Genomic DNA, 18,945 nt, shown 5'->3' with positions numbered 1-18,945 from the left:
GTAACAAAAACCTTTGTTGAACAGAGGAGGCTTCCTTGCCTCCCTGTCCAACGGGCGACATCCATGTCGCCTGTCACAATAGCGAATTACGGTAAAATCCAAATTAATAAGTAAGAACCGTATTCAATGAGTTCCATTCAGTGTTTCGCGTTGGTGACATGGACGTCGCCTCGTTGCTCAGCACAACAGGGATTGTTGTGTCTGAGTAACAAAGGATTTTTGTTACTTTTTATCCTTAAAAAGTAAGGTATTACTTATACAAAAAATTTTGGCTTTAACTCGTCATCTGAAGTTATGTAAACCTTACCCTTGAGTGGCATCAATCAAAGTTGCACCAGTTAAAGCCTGTAACTCATCAAAGCTCAGACCTTCAACCTTCTCAAGTACCTTTAAACCATCTTGGGTCACGTCAATCACACACAAGTCGGTGTAAATACGGTCAACACATTTTTTACCCGTTACCGGATAAGTGAGCTCAGCGACAATCTTTGGTTCACCTTGCTTGGTTACATGGTCTGTAGTGATAAATACTTTCTTGGCACCTACAGCTAAATCCATTGCACCACCCACCGCGGGAATCGCATCCGGTGCACCTGTATGCCAGTTGGCCAAATCACCATTCGCTGCAACCTGAAAGGCGCCAAGCACCGCAATATCAAGGTGACCTCCACGCATCATGGCAAATGAGTCGCCATGATGGAAAAAGCTGCCGCCTTCAAGCATGGTCACAAACTCTTTACCCGCATTAATCAGTTCAGGGTCTTCTTCACCTGCCGCTGGCGGTGGACCAAAAGCCAACAAACCATTTTCAGAATGAAGGAAAATGTCTTTGTCGTTAGGTAAGTAGCTTGCGATCTTGGTCGGTAGGCCAATACCTAAGTTCACATAGGCACCATCTGGAATATCTTGTGCCACACGTTTTGCAATCTGGTCACGGCTGAGTTTCTGGTAGCTCATGTTATTTCTCCTTATTGCTTACTGTGCGGGCTGTACTTGTACAACGTGCTGTACAAAGATACCCGGGGTGATAATGTGTTCCGGGTCTAATCCACCTAGCTCAACCACTTCAGACACCTGAGCAATGGTGACATCAGCAGCCATCGCCATGATCGGGCCAAAGTTACGTGCAGATTTACGGTAAACCAGATTGCCCCAGCGGTCGCCCTTGTAAGCCTTAATCAAGGCAAAGTCAGCCTTGATCGGATATTCAAGTACGTAATCTTTCCCATCAATCTCTCGGGTTTCTTTGCCTTCAGCTAAAAGTGTTCCAAAACCTGTTGGGGTAAATACAGCACCTAACCCCATACCTGCTGCCTGAATACGGCAAGCCAGATTGCCTTGCGGCACCACTTCAAGTTCGACTTTTCCGGCACGGTACAATTCATCAAACACATAAGAGTCTGCCTGACGTGGGAAAGAACAAATCACTTTTTTAACTGAACCGGCTTTAAGCAGTTTCGCCAGACCGTAATCACCATTACCGGCATTGTTGCTGACAATAGTTAAATCTTTAACACCCAGTTCAATCAGTCCATCAATGAGTTCAGCGGGTTGTCCTGCGGTACCAAAACCACCAATCAGAATGGTTGCACCATCTTTAATCTGCGATAGTGCCTCGCTTAGTGAGGACTTACTTTTGTCAATCATGTGAGAAACCTTAGAGCTATAATGCATAGGAATGAGTAAAGTCGAACGCTCAATAACGTTCGACTCTTTAAGAAAAGACTATGATTTTTTAGCGAATTGTTGTTTAGCAAATTTACCAATCGCCTCAGCTAAAGCCTTTGGTTGCTCTGGAACTAAGGCATGACCTGCGTTTTTAATTTCTACAATAGTCACTCGATCACCTAAAGCACCTTTTAAAACACCTCTTAAAGGTTTAGGTGCAACTGTGTCATATTCTGGTTGAATATCTAAAATAGGTGCTTTACCAGCAGCAAAGTAATCATCTACAGGCGTGTTATTACGCGCATAACCTTGTGCATCGTGTGCTTCGTGGTGCCAACCAGTTAGCCATACGCGCGGATCATTCATTGGCGCAAAGAATGCACGTTTTAAATATTCAATACGCTTAGCTTCTGGAAGCTCTTCATTTCCAGCGTTATCAATCGCCTCACGAATTTCAGGACCGATTGGTTTACCTTTATATCCTTCTGGCACTTTACCAGCCGAAGCACCTGCTAATACCACCCCTTTAACCAAATCTGGACGCTGTGTTGCAACCATACGGGTTGGGAAATTGCCCCATGCATGGCCGACTACAATTGCAGGACCAGCTTTAAAATGTTCGATTACTGCCGCAACGTCGTTTCCATAGTCTTGAATATGTAATTTTTCCATTGGTCCACGGCTTAAACCAATTCCACGAACTTCTGGTCGAATTACTCTAAAGCCCTGTTTAACCAAATCTTGTGCAACCACATCATAGTCGCGTACAGAACGTCCTAGTGACGACATAATCACAATAGTAGGCCCTTTACCTTGTACATAGGCTTGAATAGAGACATCACCATAATTCACCATCTCATAAGGCACACTGCTGACCTTAGAAGTCGCAGTTGTATGGGCCGCTGGTGAGATATTTGTTTGTTTTGCTTCCGTAACCGTTGCTGTGGCTAATAATATTGCTGTAGATAAAATAGCTAAAGTTTTTTTCATCTTAATCAACTCCATGTTTTAGATGATTGTGGTTTAAAAATTAAATAAATAGATTTAAGTCATGAGACTCAAAGATGTCGCTAAAATTACAGTGAAGTATTTTTCATGCTGATTTTTCACTGACCCAGTGGTTCCAAACCACTTTTAGTCAAAATACTTGCTGCTTGTTTAGATTTTAAAAATTGTACAAATTGAGCTGCGATTTCAGGATGTTCAGCTTTTTTTGAAATAACCGATGAAAACTTACTAACGTATTGCAAACTTTCAGGTAAAGGGCCAACAAAGGTGATTCCTTTAGTATGTTTAAGTTCACTAATCTGCTGCATTCCCACATCAGCCTGATGTTCTGCTAACACTTCTCCGACCAGTTTTTTACCCGGAACCTCAAGCCCCTTTGTTTGCATTTCTTGTTCAATATTCAATTTTTTAAATAGTGTTGAACGAATATAGACACCACTTGAACCTTGAGAGTAGGCAACTTTTTGAGCAGACAATAAGGCTGCCTTTAGGTCTGCTTCATTTTTTAACGGCGGTACTTTAGTTCCTCTACTCACTGCCAAACCAATTTTTGAATTTGCCAATTCAGTACGACTAGTTAAGTCAAAATTTTGACTTAACTCATTAGATTTAAGTGCATCATCCAAAATAATTGCCAAGTCCATTTTTTCATTATTTTTAATCCGCATTGGTAATGATTCAGGAGACTTTCCAGCTGATGGTCCCCATTCAATATGAACCGTATTTCCGGTTAATTTCTCATACATCGGAATCAGGGTGTCCATTGCACCATGAAAAGAACCAGAAGCAATAATATTTAATTGCGCTGCATGCGCTGGTATGACCATAGCAATTGATAAGCCCATTCCTGAGACTAATTTTTTTAAACTCATTTTTACTTCCTTTTAAGTGAAGAAGTATTCACTCAATGAATACTTCATTGGTTTTAGAACTTTAATTTTCTTTGAAATATAAATTTCGAGGATTATCGACAAATACGGCTTGTTTTAATTCGGGCGTATCGAGTGCTTTTAATGCAAACTGTAAAAGCTCATCATCATTAGGAACCTCACCTTTAATATTTGGATGAGGCCAATCTGTTCCCCATACCACTCGGTTTGGAGCAAGCTTGATTAACTTTTGAACCCAATTCAGTGAAGCCTCCCAAGTGTTGGCAGGCTGACCATTCATTGCACGATCAATTCCGGAAATTTTTAGCCAATGCTTCGGATTCGACATGACTTGTTGCAGTTTATGAAAAGTGTTTTCTGCATCTTGTGAATCGAGTAAATTAGGTCGCGCCATGTGATCAATCACAATATCGACATCTATGTCTTGCCAAGCTTCAATCGCAGGTAGGATATCTTCAATTTTGCCGTGTATCTGAATATGCAATCCAAGCTTTGCAACTCGCTCAACCAAGCTACGTAGAGCTTGCGGATCACGGCTTCCAGGCAAATGCCCCATCATGTTAAAGCGTATGCCACAAATACCACCGTGCTTTAATTCAATAAGCTGTTGGTCAGTAATATCGTGATCTACTAAAGCCACACCCCGATAATTAAAGTTACTTTGTTCAATCGCATCTAAAATGACGGCGTTATCTGAACCGTAGGCAACGGCTTGAACAAAAACACCGTGTTCAATTCCTAAACTTTTGTGCAACTCAAGCATTTGTTGAAAGGTTGCTGGTTGAGGGTGATATGCAGCGTCTTTAGGTAACGGAAAGCGATCAAAAGGCCCATATATATGAAAATGGCAATCCCATGAACCTTTTGGCAAATTAAATGACATAGTACTTCCTAAACAAATCTTATTAGGTTCAACAAATATTCCATGCAGCTCACATATTTGGAGTTACTCGGAATTCACCTTAATCACAGCGTGCAGTCATTCCGCCATCGACCACAATTTCTGTTCCGGTAACAAAACGTGCTTCATCACTTGCAAGAAACAAAGCAGCAAACGCTGTATCACGGCCATCTCCCATAAAGCCTGCGGGAATTCGTTTTAAACGACTTTCAAGCAATTGATCCACATCACCGCCTGTACGTTGCCCTGCTAAACGAACCTCAACCATTGGCGTATGTAATTGACCCGGCAAGACAGTGTTTACACGTATTCCTTTAGGGGCATATTCGACAGCAGTCACTTTTGATAATTGAATAATTGCGGCTTTACTTGCGGCATATGCAACTTGCGGGGAACCTGTAAAACGAATTCCAGAAGTTGAAGCCGTATTTACAATCGAACCACCGCCTTGTTGCTCCATATAGGGAATGGCATGTTTACAAGTTAAAAAGACACTTTTTAAATTTAAGTCGAGCTGCTTGTTCCAAGCCTCTTCTGATAGAGCGACAGCACCACCAGCAGCAGAACCACCAACGTTATTCACTAAAATATCTACGCGTCCATATTTCTCTACACAGGCTTCAACCATGGCTTTGACTGACTGACTGTCAGTCACATCACATGCAAAAGGTGTCACGTCACCATCAAAGTTTTGAATACGATTTAAAGTCTCTTGCATTGCATCAATCGAACGATCTACGGCAAAAATTTTTGCTCCTGCTTTTGCAAAGAGTACTGCCGCTGCACGACCATTTCCCCAACCCGGACCCACACAACCTGCACCCGTAATGATTGCAACTTTGTCTTGCAAACGTCCTTGAGGATTAATTTCATCAAACATATTAAATTCCTGCTTTTGGAGTTGGTAATTCAGGAGCTACACCTGCTGGTGGTGGAACTTCAAATACATTAATCGTCATGGAAATCAGAGTGTAATAACCTGCTATCGCAACTAAATCGATTAATGTATCTGTTCCAAGTAGTTGCTCTATTTCTCTATAGGTCTGTTCAGAAACTCTTTTAGTTTCATGAAGCTCACAAATAAACTGATAAATTAATTGTTCATCTTTATGAATAAACGCAGGTTGCTCACCTAAACGAATTGCTTCAATGACGTCCGTACTTAGGCCAGCCTCAATTGCATAAGGTTTATGAGCAGCCCATTCATATTCAGCAAGCCAGTGTCTACCCATCAATAAAATAGCTAACTCACTCAAACGCGGCTCTAAACAACTGTCGTAGCGACAATATTGGCCAAGACTTTGTGCCAAGTTGGCTAACTTCGGATGATGCAACCAGATCGCTAAAGGACCTCGCACACCTTTACGTGGACCGCTTGCAATTGCATCGAATACAACTTGTTGTTCAGCAGTTAAATGTTCTGGGTCGATAGCTTTTAAACGCATGTCTATTCTCGATATAAGAAGTTGAGATAATTAATGAGATTTATCTAAAACTTGACTTGAGTGATTTGAATCAGAGGCTAACGGCATCTCTACCAAAGAATCTTTAGCCCGTAACAAACTACGCTTAGGTTTTTTCCCTGTTTGTTTTTCAAAGGCATCTGCATCGAAAGCATTTTCCCAACGAGCGACTGCATAAACCGCAAGCGTATTTCCAATAATGTTGGTAATTGCCATGATGGTTGCCATAATCCGGTCAACACCAAACAACAGTCCCAAACCACCTAAAGGTAAAGTTTTTACAGACTGTAAAGTCGCCGCCAACTTAATAAAGGCGCCTCCAGCGACAGTAGTGCCACCTTTCGAGGTAAAGCTTAAAATTGCTAATAGAACCAGTTGATCGATTAAACTCAAAGGTGTATCAGTTGCTTGAGCAATAAAGCCCACAGCAATCGCCATATATAAAGCTGTGCCATCTAAATTGAAGCTATAACCTGTAGGTAAGACAAACCCGACAACCGCTTCGTCACAACCCGTTTTTTTGAGTTTTTCAATCAGTTTAGGAAAGGCAACTTCACCAGATGCTGTACCGAATACCAAAAGTATTTCGTCACGAATTACTTTTAAAACAGTAAGGAAAGGTAGACCAATAATCCACGTCACAGCACCAAGAGCAAATACGATAAAGAAGAAGCAAGCTGCATAAAAAACACCAATTAATTTCATTAAATAAATTAGTGTTTCACCGCCGTAACTACCAATTGCAGCCGACATCGCCCCAAATGCACCGAGCGGCGCAAGCTTCATAATAAAGCCCAGCATCTTGAATAAGATGGTTTGTGCTTCATCAATTCCTTTAACAATGACAGAGTCCGGACCACAGCATAAATTGATAGCCATACCCGCTAAAATTGAAACGACCAATACTTGTAATACGTTTCCAGTCGCAAAAGCGTCTACGATAGTATGCGGAATCATATTTAAGAAGAAATCAACCGCGGAAAGTGTTGCTGAACCCTTTGCTGCATCAGGTTCGGCTAAGTCAGTTGCATGAAGGCCTAAACCAGGTTGCAACACATTGACAAACACAAAACCAATCAGCATTGCTACGGTTGTTAATACTTCAAAATAAATAAGTGACTTAATACCCAAACGGCCCAGTTTTTTCATATCTTTAATATGAGTTAAACCATGAACCAAGGTAAGAAAAATCAAAGGAGCTAAAAGCATTTTTAGTAAAGCAATAAATGCTTGACCTAATGGCTTCATTGCCTTTGCCCATTCGGGGGAAACTAAACCCAAAATAATGGCAGCAATAATTGCAATAATTACCTGCACATGTAGTTTTTTTAACATGTCGAATTCCTATATCGAAACTTTAAAATGCTTGTGCTTAAACACATCCCTGCATTTTTTGGCAAACGAATCCCCTATAAACAACATTCATATGTGTTTAGATTTACATTTATCAGAGGGTTCAATTGTCTAGAGTGTTTAACTCATCGAAAAGCTAGATTTAAAATATAATCTGTCATAGAATCAGTCCTTAATCATATTTTTCCAAATAAACCTGATCAATCCTATTTGCTAGACCAGTTTAAAAATCAACAATGATATCAATAACTTTTCACTAAAAATTGATATCGCTTGATAAAACATCACGTAAAATAAGAAGCTTATTTCTCCTTCCTTATAAGTTCCGTTCCTTACGTCTGAATTCATTGTTATATAATCACCATCTTTATGGAATAGGATTTAGGCACTATCAGATATGAATGAAATTAATATCGCACAAATCGACTTAAATCTATTAAAGTGCTTTGAAGTCTTATATGAAGAACAGAATGCTTCACGTGCAGCTGAGCGTTTAGGAATTACTCAATCTGCTGTCAGTGCCTCCTTAAGACGACTTAGAGATATTTACCAAGATCCACTTTTTCAGCGGACTGGCCGAGGTCTTGCACCCACCACCAAGGCTCATGCTTTAAAGCCCCTAGTGAGCAATGCTTTAAATATTTTTAGGGAAACCTTGTTGTCCCTACCCAATAATGAAAATACCTTGCAACAAAGAATTATCACGATTGGCATGTCTGATGATTTTGAAATTGCATTTGCACAAGAAATTATCGAACAAGTTAAATTAAAATTTCCACACTACAGAATCGTAATTAAACAAACCTACACGCATATCATTGCCGAAATGTTGGTCAAGCATAATGTTGATATTGGAGTGACATCTGGTGGAATCTACTATCATTCTTTGTATCGAGAATTAATGGTATTAGGTGATTATTCTTGTTTGGTAACACATCCCGAAGATGCAATTGAACTAAGCTTGGATAAGTTTTTAAGTTTTGAACATTTACTCATTTCAAATACTGGGCAAATTGGGATTGTTGACGAACATTTAACGAAATTAAATAAAACCAGACGGATTTTTGCTTCTACTTCTCATTTTGCAGCTATTCCGTGGTTATTAAAAAATAAAGGAACGGTTTGTACTCTTCCCACCCACGCCGCAAGAAAGATTTCTGAAATTGTACCTGCCCTGATTTATACAAAATGTCCAATTTCGATACCGACCTACCCCATGGTTCTTTCATGTAGAAAAACATCGCTTAAAGACAAAGCAATTTTGGATGTACAAGAAGTCATTAGAACAGTTATTAATAAGTATAAATAGACTTGTATATTAAGGAAATAACATGAAACTTAAACAAGTTCTAGAAAACAATTAATAGAACCAAAAAGGAGGTTTTAACCTCCTTTTAATTGAAAATTAAAGAAACCTTTTAGTTCATTTAAGTCGTTGTTGAGAGCTGCGAAAAATCTTTCTTTTCCAAGCGATTTAACAATGAACCAAAGCTTGCTGCAACAATGTACATAAATAATGAATACACAGCTGCTGGCATGGCAGCCATATTGCTTTCCATTACCGTAAAAGCAATGGTCATGGCTAAAGTACTGTTATGAATCCCGATTTCAAAGGCGCAAGCTTTTGCCTGAAAGCTATTTACACCGAATAATCGTGGAACAAAATAGCCCACCATTAAACTACACACACAGAACAGCAAAGTTGCTAACCCAATTTGTCCAAGATACGTCATCAGATTTTGGTAATCCCGCACAACTGCTAATATGATAATTGTTACTAGAAAAACAATAGCAAAAACACGTACAGGTCTATTGAGCTTTTCAGCTATATGAGGTGAAAAATGGCGGATTAGCATTCCAATACCGACAGGTATTAAAATAATAAGGAAAACTTGTATGATTTTAGAGAATTGCAATCCTACATTTTGTCCATTTTCCATAAAATGTTGTATTGCAAAGTTCACAATTAATGGAAGTGTAAATGCAGCAATCACCGAATTTATAGCGGTTAAAGTAATATTTAAGGCAATATCGCCTTTATAGAGATAACTAAATAAATTAGCAGTTGGTCCACCCGGTGATGCAGAAAGTAGCATTAAACCCACGGCGAGCATGGGTGGTAAAGCAAGAATCTTACAAATAATAAAAGCAATACTGACTAAAATAACCAGTTGGCAAAATAATGCGATAAAGACTGCTTTTGGATGTTGGCGCACACGTTTAAAGTCATTTATAGTCAACTCCAGCCCCAAACCAGCCATAATAATTGCAAGTGCGATAGGTAAAAATACGGTAATTAATCCTGAACCCATAATCTCATTCCTTTTCCATTTATTTATAGGCATTCCAGCCCATGAATACTTATGTTTTTAATTAAAAAATTCTGACTAAACCTTTAGTTCTTTTCTTAAAATTTTACCCACATTTGACTTAGGTAATTCATTGATAAATTGGATATGACGGGGTTGTTTATATCCTGTCAGGTTTTCTTTGGCATAGGTCTGGATTTCTTCAACCGATAAAGAAGCGTCTTTTTTAACAATAAAAGCTTTAGGTACTTCACCCGATTTTTCATCGGCAATGCCAACCACAGCGACTTCCAAAATTTTTGGATGTTGTGCCAAAACTTCTTCAATTTCATTTGGAAAAACATTAAAGCCTGAAACTAAAATCATATCTTTCTTGCGATCAATAATTTTGGTATAGCCTTTTTCATTCATAAAACCAATATCGCCTGTTCTAAAGAAACCATCGTCTGTCATGACTGCTTTAGTTTCTTCTGGCAAATTCCAATAACCTTTCATGACTTGCGGACCGCGGATTGCAATTTCTCCATTTTCACCGGGCGGTAATGGATTGCCTTCATCATCCAAAATAGCGATATCTGTACTCGGCACAGGAATACCGATCGTGCCACTAAAACAATTAGAAATCGGCGGGTTAAATGTCGCAACAGGAGAGGTTTCTGATAAGCCATATCCCTCACGGATAATACGTCCTGTCAGCTTTTCCCATCCATCGGCGGTAGATTTCAAAATTGCCATACCGCCGCCTGTAGTAATCTCCAAACGACTATGGTCCAATTTATTAAAGCCTTCATGATTAAGCAGTGCATTAAATAAAGTGTTTACGGCAGGAAAAACGGTAGGACGATACTTTTCAAAACAATGCACAAGAGCATCTAAATCACGTGGGTTCGGAACTAAAATAGTGGTATAACCTTTATTTATTGCGCTGTGCAGTAAACAGACTGTAAAACCAAAAATATGATAAAGTGGTAAAGCACAGATTGCGATTTCATCTTCAAAAGCATCTCTGTCACCAAAGTAGCTTTTAAAAATCACATTATTTTGTAATAAATTGGCGACAATATTTTTATGGGTTAGTTCTGCACCTTTTGATACACCTGTTGTCCCACCTGTGTATTGCAAAAGTGCAGTATCCTCAAGAATAAGTTTGGGGCGGATATAATCTTGGGCATTTACTGTCAACAAGATTTGCTTAAAATCGTAGTATTTTGAATCTGATGTGTCTAACCTTGGAGCTGGCTCGTCTAACATTTCTGTCATAGTTGTAGTGATAATCTGTTCAACAACCACTTGCTCTTTGACAGCATCATAAATAGGTACAAACTGTTCCAATATAAACAAGACTTTTGCGCCTGCATCGTTTAATTGATGCTTTAATTCACGTGCTGTATAGAGGGGATTAATATTGACCAGAATATAACCTGCGCGAATCACGGCAAGCGAAATAACCGGGTATTGAATAATATTGGGCATCATTATGGCAACACGTGTACCTTTTTCTAGGCCCAAACCTTGCAAGAACGTTGCTATTTTTCGGCTGTATAAGTCGATTTCCGCATAAGTAAAAGACTTATCTGCAAATATAAAAGCATTTCTTTTCTGAAACTTATTAAAACTGTTGTCCCACAGATCGAGAAGTGAAGTTTGTTCATCCGGCAATGTAATCGTACTTTCAATATTCCATTGCTTATATTCATCTAACCAAATTTGATTTTTCATCTTATTGTCCTTTTATGAGAGGGAGAAATGGAACTGTTCCTACTCCACTTTTTATATTTTCTTTATTCTCTTGATCTGCTTACTCTCTTACCGAAAAAATCCTTCTATATAAATAAGCGATCTATCAAATAGTTGAATTAAAATTTATAACCAATTTTCAAACCATAACCAATTGAATAGTTATCCTTATATTCGCCGACATAATATTCACTGCCTGCCTGTGCACCCAGCTGACCTTGGGCATTACCTAGCCATAGATACTTCACTCCACCTGAAATAAAGTATTTAGCGGTTGGACTATATTGGGCACCAAGCCCAACACTGTAATAACCTTTAGCAGGCCCACCTGTAGAAACACGTTCACCTGCTCCCGAGTCCCAACCTACAGAAACTGAACCTGTCCATTTATCGCTTAGACGTTGTCCAATCCCAAGATTAGCAGACCATTGATCGTCATAATAACGAACCAAATTAAAACCATTTGGACGACTTGGCGTTGATAAAACACCAACAACTTCTGAAATTTCGCCAAAACGATACGGTTTAAACTCAAAATCATTCCAGTGAACCCAGCGCACGTTACCGAACAATAAAGTACCTTTGCGTAGCCCAGTCTGAAATTCCAAATTCACTGACTCTGGCGCTCTAAACTTAGTTGAACCTGATGTTCCTGCTTCGGGTAAACCCGCAACAATACGATTGAGTGCCTCTCTCCGCGATTCAGTGAGTTGTCCTATAGAAACCATATACGCCAAATGCTGATCAAGAAAATCACGGCCTTGCTGCGTACTCAACATATCAACCAGTGGCGCATTTTCATTAGCAGTCACTTCATGCATAATTTCTGAACGATAGGTCAATGAGGCTTTAATGGCTTTTTCGGGAATTTGATAACCAAATCCTGCCAACCATCCCCAATCTCCAACCTCTTTGGCATTAAAGTCATAGCCATTATATAAACTGAAAACTTGACCTCTTAAATTGACGTTACTTTTAAAAGTCTGATAAACAGGACCTGCATAAAAATTCCAGTTCTTATCCGGTTGATAACCAAATATCAGACTAAAATTTTGCATAACAAAATTCGATTTGGTGTTCCCTGTTACGACCTCTCCACCGGTCTTTTGGGCAAGTGTTGCTGAATCAATGCCTGGTACTAAAATCGTATCACTCGGCTTAGCAACAAAACTGTTATTTCCATAATATTCAGAGTCGGAAGTAAATGGCTGATCGTAAAGAAAACCAAATGAGAACTGAGGTGCTAACTGTAATTTCAGAGCCGCACTTGGGCGATAATCAGAGTTTGCAATATCAGAAATACTATTACGCGTGGGGTTGGTACCTGCTTCTTGTCCTTCTAACGAAGTGTCTGAAACAGATAAACTTGCCTCAAAATAATTACCGGGTTGTAGAAATGCAGAAATTGATTGTCCTGTTCGATCAAATGCTGCTGCATAGAGTGGGCTCGTACAAAATGAAGCCATGACCATGACTAATGTTTTCTTTTTCATCTTTTAATCCGTCCTAGATTTTTATTTTTACTTATTAGGGCACTCTTATACTGAACGCCCGAATTTTGTTTTTACATGATGATTGTTATTAGGCAATTTCTATAAAATCAGATTCTACTCCTGCTCATTTAATGGGTTGTCTAAGGAATGGTTCTTACTAGAACCATTCTTCCGGCATATTCAGTGGAGTCGTCTCTACCGGATCAAGTACAGCTAACCAACTCATAATTTTTGGCATTTCCCAACCAAAGAAATAATCACAAGCTGCAAGTTTCCCGTGCAGAAAATCAGGGTCTGTTGAGTTTGGCAGAAGCTTATGAACGACTACCGCCTGATCAAGCCATAACCATCCCACCACAAGATGTCCAAAAGCTTCCAGATAATTAGCTGCATTTGCCAGTTGAAGTTCCACATCGGTTAAGGCATGCAATTTCTCTGTTATATTTTGGATGAGTTGCCAATTTTGAGCTAATTGATCTGCATGATCTTTTAAAGAAGGCTCTGCTTTGGCTTGTTCAATCGTATTGATGATTTTTTCATGTAATAGTTTCATTGACAGCCCCTGATTAAGACGAGTTTTCCGTCCTAATAAATCGAGTGCCTGAATGCCAAATGTTCCTTCATGAATTGGATTAAGTCGATTGTCCCGATAAAACTGTTCAACATTATATTCACGGGTATAACCATATCCGCCATGAACTTGAATGGCTAAATCATTGGCGACTAGTCCCCATTCAGAAGACCAGCTTTTCACCACTGGCGTTAATAAATCAAGTAATTGATGGGCCTGATTGCGTTGCTCGGCATCTTCAAGTGAGTGGATATCATCGGTTAATCGAGCTGCATATAGGCAGAGTGCTAACGCGCCTGAGACATACGCTTTTTGCGCCAAGAGCATCCGGCGAACATCGGCATGTTGAATAAGTGGAATCTGTGGCGAACTTGGATTGCGTTCGCTACGAGAACGCCCTTGTACTCGAGTTTTTGCATAATCTAAAGCATGCAAATAACCTGTATACCCCAATGCGGCCGCACCCAGACCAACTGAAATTCGGGCCTCATTCATCATATGGAACATATAGGCCAGCCCTTTACCGGCTTCGCCAACCAGTTCACCAATTGCGCCAGCTTCTCCTTCAGGTGTGTAACGACCTTCACCAAAATTCAGCACACAGTTGACTGTTCCCCGATAGCCCATTTTATGGTTAATTCCAGCTAATACCACATCATTACGTTCACTTGGTTGTCCATTTTCATCGAGTAATTTACGCGGTACGGTAAACAGAGAAATGCCTTGTACCCCTGCTGGTAATTGTCCATTTTCATCTGGAATTTTTGCCAAAACCAAATGAACAATATTGTCAGAGATATCGTGCTCACCGCCTGAAATCCACATTTTATTGCCGAACAAACGATAACGACCATCTTCTGTTTTAATAGCACGTGTCCGAATATCAGCAAGACTTGAACCAGCTTGTGGTTCAGACAAACACATCGTTCCGAAGCATTTTCCTTCTATCATGGCATTGACATAGGGTCTAACTTTTTCAGGCTCGCCATGCGCCATCAATAAATTTGCATTACCAATGGTTAAAAAAGCATAGCCTGCTGTCCCTGAATTGGCACCGAGTAGATAGGCCATACCAGCCCGCTCAATGGTATTAGGTAAGCTCATGCCATTCCAATCCGATGGAAACGCTGCACTCATCAAACCCGCCTCAGCAAATGCCTTAAGTGCAACCCCGACTTCAGGATTAACAGTGACACGTTCACCATCAAAAACAGGTTCGTTACTGTCATTTTTTTTATTATGGGGAGCAAATAAATCGGTTGCTAGGGCCTCGTAAACGTTTAAAACAGATGTATATTCAAAACGGTCCTGTCCTGCAAAAGAGTCGCGTTGACTAAGTTCTTCGACTTTTAGCCAGTCGAATAACAAAAAATCTACATCACGACGAGAGAGAATTAATTCATTGCTCATGGGTTATTCCTATACATTTACAAGTGTAAGCCACTCTGTCACGAGTGCTGGTTTTGCTTCGTCTTCGATTTCAATCGTGACTTCCATGATCAATTGATAACTTCCCTTATTTTTTGGGGAAACATTTTTTAAGTGAAAATGTCCACGCACTCTCTTACCACTATGCACAGGACTAATAAAACGCAAATTATTAATGCCATAATTCACGCCTGATTTCTGCCCTTGTACAGTAGGCAAGACCTGAGCGGCCATCGCTGAAAGTAAAGAGAGAGTTAAAAAACCATGGGCAATCGTGCCCCCAAAAGGTGTCTGGCGAGCAGCCTCTTCATCAACATGAATAAATTGACGATCTTGGGTTACATCCGCAAAAGTATTAATCATGCTTTGATCAATGATCATCCACTGCGAGCTACCTAATGCTTGATCTTGCAACTCAAGAAGCTGGTCGATGCTCAATGTATTTTTTGCAGTTATTGTCAAAATTATTCTCCTGCCATTAATGAAGCCTTTTTCAGCTCAAGTTCGCCCTGAGCGCCCCCTCTGACAGGCACAATCTCACCAGTACGGTCTGCAACATCTGCTAAACGCTGTGCTAAAACATGCGGGACTTGTTCATCTGTACCTAAATAAATTCCTTGCGTAAGAGTAATGTGGGCAGCTTCAAAACTACCTGCGCCAGCACAAAGAATCATACGTGTAGGTGCATCTTCGCTAACCAAAGTCGCGATTGCAGGACTGACCGCACTTGGAGCAAGCGCTTTAAGGGCTTCTTCGGGCAATAATCCTTCAAGCATACGAGTGGCAGCTGTTGGCGCTAAACAATTCACCCGAACATTAGATTTTTCACCCTCTAAAGCCAGTGTCTGCATGAGTCCAACCAATGCCATTTTTGCAGCACTATAGTTCGATTGTCCAAAATTGCCATATAGACCAGAAGATGAAGTCGTCATAACAATACGACCATATTTTTGCTCGCGCATGATATCCCATACCGCTTTTGTACAATTGACTGCCCCCATTAAATGGACATCAATCACGGTACGGAAGTCATCTAAGGACATTTTGCTAAAGGTTTTATCACGGAGAATGCCTGCATTATTGACCAAAATATCCACCCGTCCCCAACGGGCAATGGTTTGCTCTACCATCTGTTGAACTTGTTCAATATCCGTAACTGAAGCACCGTTTGCCATTGCTTCACCACCGGCCGCAATAATTTCGTCTACAACTTTTTGGGCTGCCATGGTTGAGCCGCCTTTACCGTTTACATCACTACCCAGATCATTCACGACCACTTTTGCACCCAAACGAGCCAGTAACAGCGCATGTTCCCGCCCTAGACCAGCGCCTGCACCTGTAACAATAGCCACTCGATTGTTTAAATTAATTGTCATGATTTTTTCCTAAATAAATGTATAAGGTGTATTTAATAAATGTTTTAATAAGCTGTCACACCGCCATCAATTGCAATAGCTTGACCTGTGAGATATGAGTTTTCTTTGGCACATATCATCAACATCATTGCCACCACTTCGCTTGGATGCCCAAGACGCTTCATTGGCGAGGCCTGCGCTAAAAAGTCTTGTTTCTCTTTGAGTTCACTGTCGACCACCATCGGGGTGGTTGTATAAAATGGACAAATTGCATTAACTCGAATGCCTTTATTTGCATATTCAATCGCTGCTGTTTTGGTTAATCCCACCACAGCATGCTTTGCCGCAGCATAGGCAGCCAATTTGGGAGCCGCGCCTAAACCTGCAACAGAAGCAACATTGAGAATAATGCCACCACCTTGTTGCAACATCTGACGAATTTGATGCTTCATTCCAAAGAACACACCTTTGGCATTGACGGCAAAACTCAAATCCAGATCTGCTTCATCGGTATCAATAAAGCTTTTCATAGGCGGACTCATACCTGCATTATTGATCCCGACATCGATTCTACCAAACTGAGTAACTGCACTTTGCACCAAAGCCTGTACATCTGCTTCACAGCTGACATCACACACTTGCGCGACCACCTCCACTCCTGCTTGGCGTAGCGGTTCAACTACAGTATTTAACCCTTCAATATTCAAGTCACCCAACACTAATTTTGCGCCATACTTTGCCAGTTGCTCTGCCAGCAATGCACCAAATCCACTCGCCGCACCTGTGATTAAGACCACTTGACCTGAATAATGTTCGTACATCGCTATTCTTCCCTAAATCGTTAAACCGCCATCAACCACAATACATTCACCATTCGTATAGCTCGCAGCATCTGACACTAAATAAAGTACAGTTCCAGCCATTTCACGTGGTTCTGCGTGACGGCGTAATGGAATTGAACTCATCCAGCTTGTATAAATATCTTCATTTTCAAATAGTGCCGAAGCAAATTTGGTTTTGGTAAGACCCGGCAATAAAGCATTCACTCGAATACCCAACGGACCACATTCCTTTGCAAATGCTTTGGTCATATTAACTACAGCAGCTTTGGTAATAGAATATATTCCTTGTTGGTCTCCTGGCTGTAAAGCATTTACAGATGCCGTATTAACAATTGCACCTTTGCCCTGTTCTTTCATTAATTTGCCCGCTTCAATAGACATAAAGAAATATCCACGAATATTGACTTCAACTGTTTTGTTATATGCAGCAATATCCGTATCAAGAATGTGCCCAAAATAGGGATTGGCGGCTGCATTGTTGACTAAAATATCTAAACGCCCATGTTCTTTACGGATATATTCAAAAATTTCTGCAATATCTTCTAATTTACCCACATGGCAAGCAAAAGCCTCTGCCTTTCCATTTGCTGCAATAATTTCATTAGCAACACGTTGGCAATCTTCCACTTTCCGACTAGAGACAATTACATGTGCACCTTGTTCAGCTAATAGTTTGGCAATTTCCTCACCAATGCCACGACTTGCACCTGTAACTAAGGCTATTTTTCCAGTCAAATCAAATAAATGTGTTGCCATATCATTTCCTTATGTTCCTAGGTTTAATAAAATTAGTTGTAAGTAACGCTTGCCAAATATTATTTGCCTCAAGCGCTACGTTCAAAATTCACGGTTTTAATCACTCTATTTTTTATGCTATTTCCTGACCATAGCTAACTTGTTACAATGAATAAAATGAATTGTTTGAATAACAAACTATGAATGAAATGAATAATAATATTGCCTCTCTTGCTCGTATTGATCTCAATTTATTTCGTGTATTTGTTGCAATTTATAAAGAAAAAAATCTAACACGGGCAAGTGAACAACTTTTTCTTAGCCAACCTGCTGTTAGTCATGCTTTAGCTCGTTTACGCGATCACTTTAATGACCCACTATTTGTTCGAGATGGACATGGCGTTGTTCCCTCACCGTTAGCTAAACGTTTGTGGCCTACAATTGAACAGTCATTGCAACTTATGCAGCAAGCAATTCAAAGCACACATGACTTTCAGCCCGCACGTGATTTGACTCATCTCACCATTGCTATGAATGATGAATATGAATGGATTTATTTACCTTATATAATTCAACACTTAACCCAATTTAACCCTAATTTGCAGCTAAACAGTGTACGTATTGACCGTAAGAATTTAAGACATGAACTTTCAACAGGAAAAATCGATTTTGCGATTGATGTTGAACATTCTGTCGAAGAAAGCATTAATTACGAATGCTTTTCTAAAGATAAATTTGTAGTCATAAGCCGTAACCAGCACCCTTTATTATCGTCAGCGGAACTAACAAAAGAAATCTATTTAGAGGCTAAACACATTACCGTTTCCTCCCGTCCCACAGGTCGTGTATTTGAAGATTTTTTCTTGTCTAAACAAGGTATTAAAAGAATAATAAGTTTCCGCTGCCAACAATATGAAACCGCGATTAAGCTGATTACCCAAACGGATCATTTACTCACTATTCCTCAACGTCAAATTGCTTATTTTAAAGATGATTATCCTCAACTTAAGGTACATCCACTCCCTATTGATATAGATGGATACCAAATGAATTTATATTGGGACCGTCAAAAGTCCGATGAACATCAAATAGCCTGGTGCAAAATGCAACTATTAAAGATTATGAGCAATTTGAACTGTTAAGCTTACGGCTTACTCATGCAGCACCTGATGATTTTCTCAGTGCAAGTGCT

The 18,945-nt window shown here is 40.0% G+C and carries 18 protein-coding genes; 2 read left to right on the top strand and 16 right to left on the bottom strand.

Translation table 11 applies throughout. From position 1 onward, the window contains the following. Positions 1-303: 303 nt before the first annotated feature. From KTI78_RS17165 to KTI78_RS17130, 8 genes are all read right to left on the bottom strand, one after another. Positions 304-957 carry a 3-oxoacid CoA-transferase subunit B gene (locus tag KTI78_RS17165; RefSeq protein WP_016140848.1) on the bottom strand — a complete coding sequence of 218 codons (654 nt, stop codon included), beginning with the start codon at positions 955-957 and terminating at the stop codon, positions 304-306. Positions 958-975: 18 nt separating this feature from the next. Then, a complete protein-coding gene (locus KTI78_RS17160) occupies positions 976-1,647 on the bottom strand; it encodes a 3-oxoacid CoA-transferase subunit A (RefSeq protein WP_061875251.1) in 672 nt (223 codons plus the stop codon). A 78-nt stretch (positions 1,648-1,725) separates the two neighbouring features. Continuing rightward, complete coding sequence (locus KTI78_RS17155) at positions 1,726-2,658, bottom strand: alpha/beta fold hydrolase (RefSeq protein ID WP_262446826.1); 933 nt, start codon at positions 2,656-2,658, stop codon at positions 1,726-1,728. A gap of 116 nt (positions 2,659-2,774) precedes the next feature. Further along, on the bottom strand, positions 2,775-3,548 hold the full coding sequence (locus tag KTI78_RS17150; RefSeq protein ID WP_262446825.1) for a substrate-binding domain-containing protein: 774 nt from the start codon (positions 3,546-3,548) through the stop codon (positions 2,775-2,777). 61 nt (positions 3,549-3,609) lie between these two features. After that, on the bottom strand, positions 3,610-4,449 hold the full coding sequence (locus KTI78_RS17145) for an amidohydrolase family protein (protein WP_262446823.1): 840 nt from the start codon (positions 4,447-4,449) through the stop codon (positions 3,610-3,612). A gap of 79 nt (positions 4,450-4,528) precedes the next feature. Next, on the bottom strand, positions 4,529-5,347 hold the full coding sequence (locus tag KTI78_RS17140; protein ID WP_016140961.1) for an SDR family NAD(P)-dependent oxidoreductase: 819 nt from the start codon (positions 5,345-5,347) through the stop codon (positions 4,529-4,531). 1 nt (position 5,348) lies between these two features. Then, complete coding sequence (locus tag KTI78_RS17135; protein WP_262446822.1) at positions 5,349-5,912, bottom strand: carboxymuconolactone decarboxylase family protein; 564 nt, start codon at positions 5,910-5,912, stop codon at positions 5,349-5,351. Between the two features lie 30 nt (positions 5,913-5,942). Continuing rightward, on the bottom strand, positions 5,943-7,265 hold the full coding sequence (locus tag KTI78_RS17130; RefSeq protein WP_262446821.1) for a cation:dicarboxylate symporter family transporter: 1,323 nt from the start codon (positions 7,263-7,265) through the stop codon (positions 5,943-5,945). A 415-nt stretch (positions 7,266-7,680) separates the two neighbouring features. Here KTI78_RS17130 and KTI78_RS17125 point away from each other — a divergent pair, with 415 nt between their 5' ends. After that, entirely contained in the window at positions 7,681-8,592 is a 912-nt protein-coding gene (locus KTI78_RS17125; protein ID WP_224991946.1) for a LysR family transcriptional regulator, read from the top strand. A 118-nt stretch (positions 8,593-8,710) separates the two neighbouring features. On the opposite strand, the gene KTI78_RS17120 is transcribed toward KTI78_RS17125, so the two are convergent. The 8 genes from KTI78_RS17120 to KTI78_RS17085 all read right to left on the bottom strand — a co-directional run bounded on the left by KTI78_RS17120 (position 8,711) and on the right by KTI78_RS17085 (position 17,774). After that, on the bottom strand, positions 8,711-9,595 hold the full coding sequence (locus KTI78_RS17120) for a bile acid:sodium symporter family protein (protein WP_262446820.1): 885 nt from the start codon (positions 9,593-9,595) through the stop codon (positions 8,711-8,713). A 75-nt stretch (positions 9,596-9,670) separates the two neighbouring features. Continuing rightward, complete coding sequence (locus KTI78_RS17115; RefSeq protein ID WP_262446819.1) at positions 9,671-11,311, bottom strand: AMP-binding protein; 1,641 nt, start codon at positions 11,309-11,311, stop codon at positions 9,671-9,673. A 137-nt stretch (positions 11,312-11,448) separates the two neighbouring features. Then, a complete protein-coding gene (locus KTI78_RS17110; protein WP_262446818.1) occupies positions 11,449-12,822 on the bottom strand; it encodes a long-chain fatty acid transporter in 1,374 nt (457 codons plus the stop codon). A 157-nt stretch (positions 12,823-12,979) separates the two neighbouring features. After that, positions 12,980-14,803: an acyl-CoA dehydrogenase gene (locus KTI78_RS17105; RefSeq protein WP_262446817.1), complete on the bottom strand. Its 1,824-nt coding sequence runs from the start codon at positions 14,801-14,803 to the stop codon at positions 12,980-12,982. A gap of 9 nt (positions 14,804-14,812) precedes the next feature. Then, entirely contained in the window at positions 14,813-15,277 is a 465-nt protein-coding gene (locus KTI78_RS17100; RefSeq protein ID WP_262446827.1) for a MaoC family dehydratase, read from the bottom strand. An 8-nt stretch (positions 15,278-15,285) separates the two neighbouring features. Beyond that, positions 15,286-16,197 (bottom strand): SDR family NAD(P)-dependent oxidoreductase, encoded by a 912-nt coding sequence (locus KTI78_RS17095; RefSeq protein ID WP_262446816.1) that lies wholly within the window; start codon positions 16,195-16,197, stop codon positions 15,286-15,288. A 44-nt stretch (positions 16,198-16,241) separates the two neighbouring features. Beyond that, positions 16,242-16,997 carry an SDR family NAD(P)-dependent oxidoreductase gene (locus tag KTI78_RS17090; RefSeq protein ID WP_224991952.1) on the bottom strand — a complete coding sequence of 252 codons (756 nt, stop codon included), beginning with the start codon at positions 16,995-16,997 and terminating at the stop codon, positions 16,242-16,244. A gap of 12 nt (positions 16,998-17,009) precedes the next feature. Then, positions 17,010-17,774 carry an SDR family oxidoreductase gene (locus KTI78_RS17085; RefSeq protein ID WP_125698696.1) on the bottom strand — a complete coding sequence of 255 codons (765 nt, stop codon included), beginning with the start codon at positions 17,772-17,774 and terminating at the stop codon, positions 17,010-17,012. A 179-nt stretch (positions 17,775-17,953) separates the two neighbouring features. Here KTI78_RS17085 and KTI78_RS17080 point away from each other — a divergent pair, with 179 nt between their 5' ends. Beyond that, a complete protein-coding gene (locus KTI78_RS17080) occupies positions 17,954-18,895 on the top strand; it encodes a LysR family transcriptional regulator (protein WP_262446815.1) in 942 nt (313 codons plus the stop codon). Positions 18,896-18,945: the final 50 nt, after the last annotated feature.

This window comes from Acinetobacter sp. WU_MDCI_Abxe161, from assembly GCF_025514355.1.
In the GTDB taxonomy this organism is placed as follows: domain Bacteria; phylum Pseudomonadota; class Gammaproteobacteria; order Pseudomonadales; family Moraxellaceae; genus Acinetobacter; species Acinetobacter pittii_E.
This window is presented reverse-complemented; position numbering and strand designations above follow the sequence as displayed.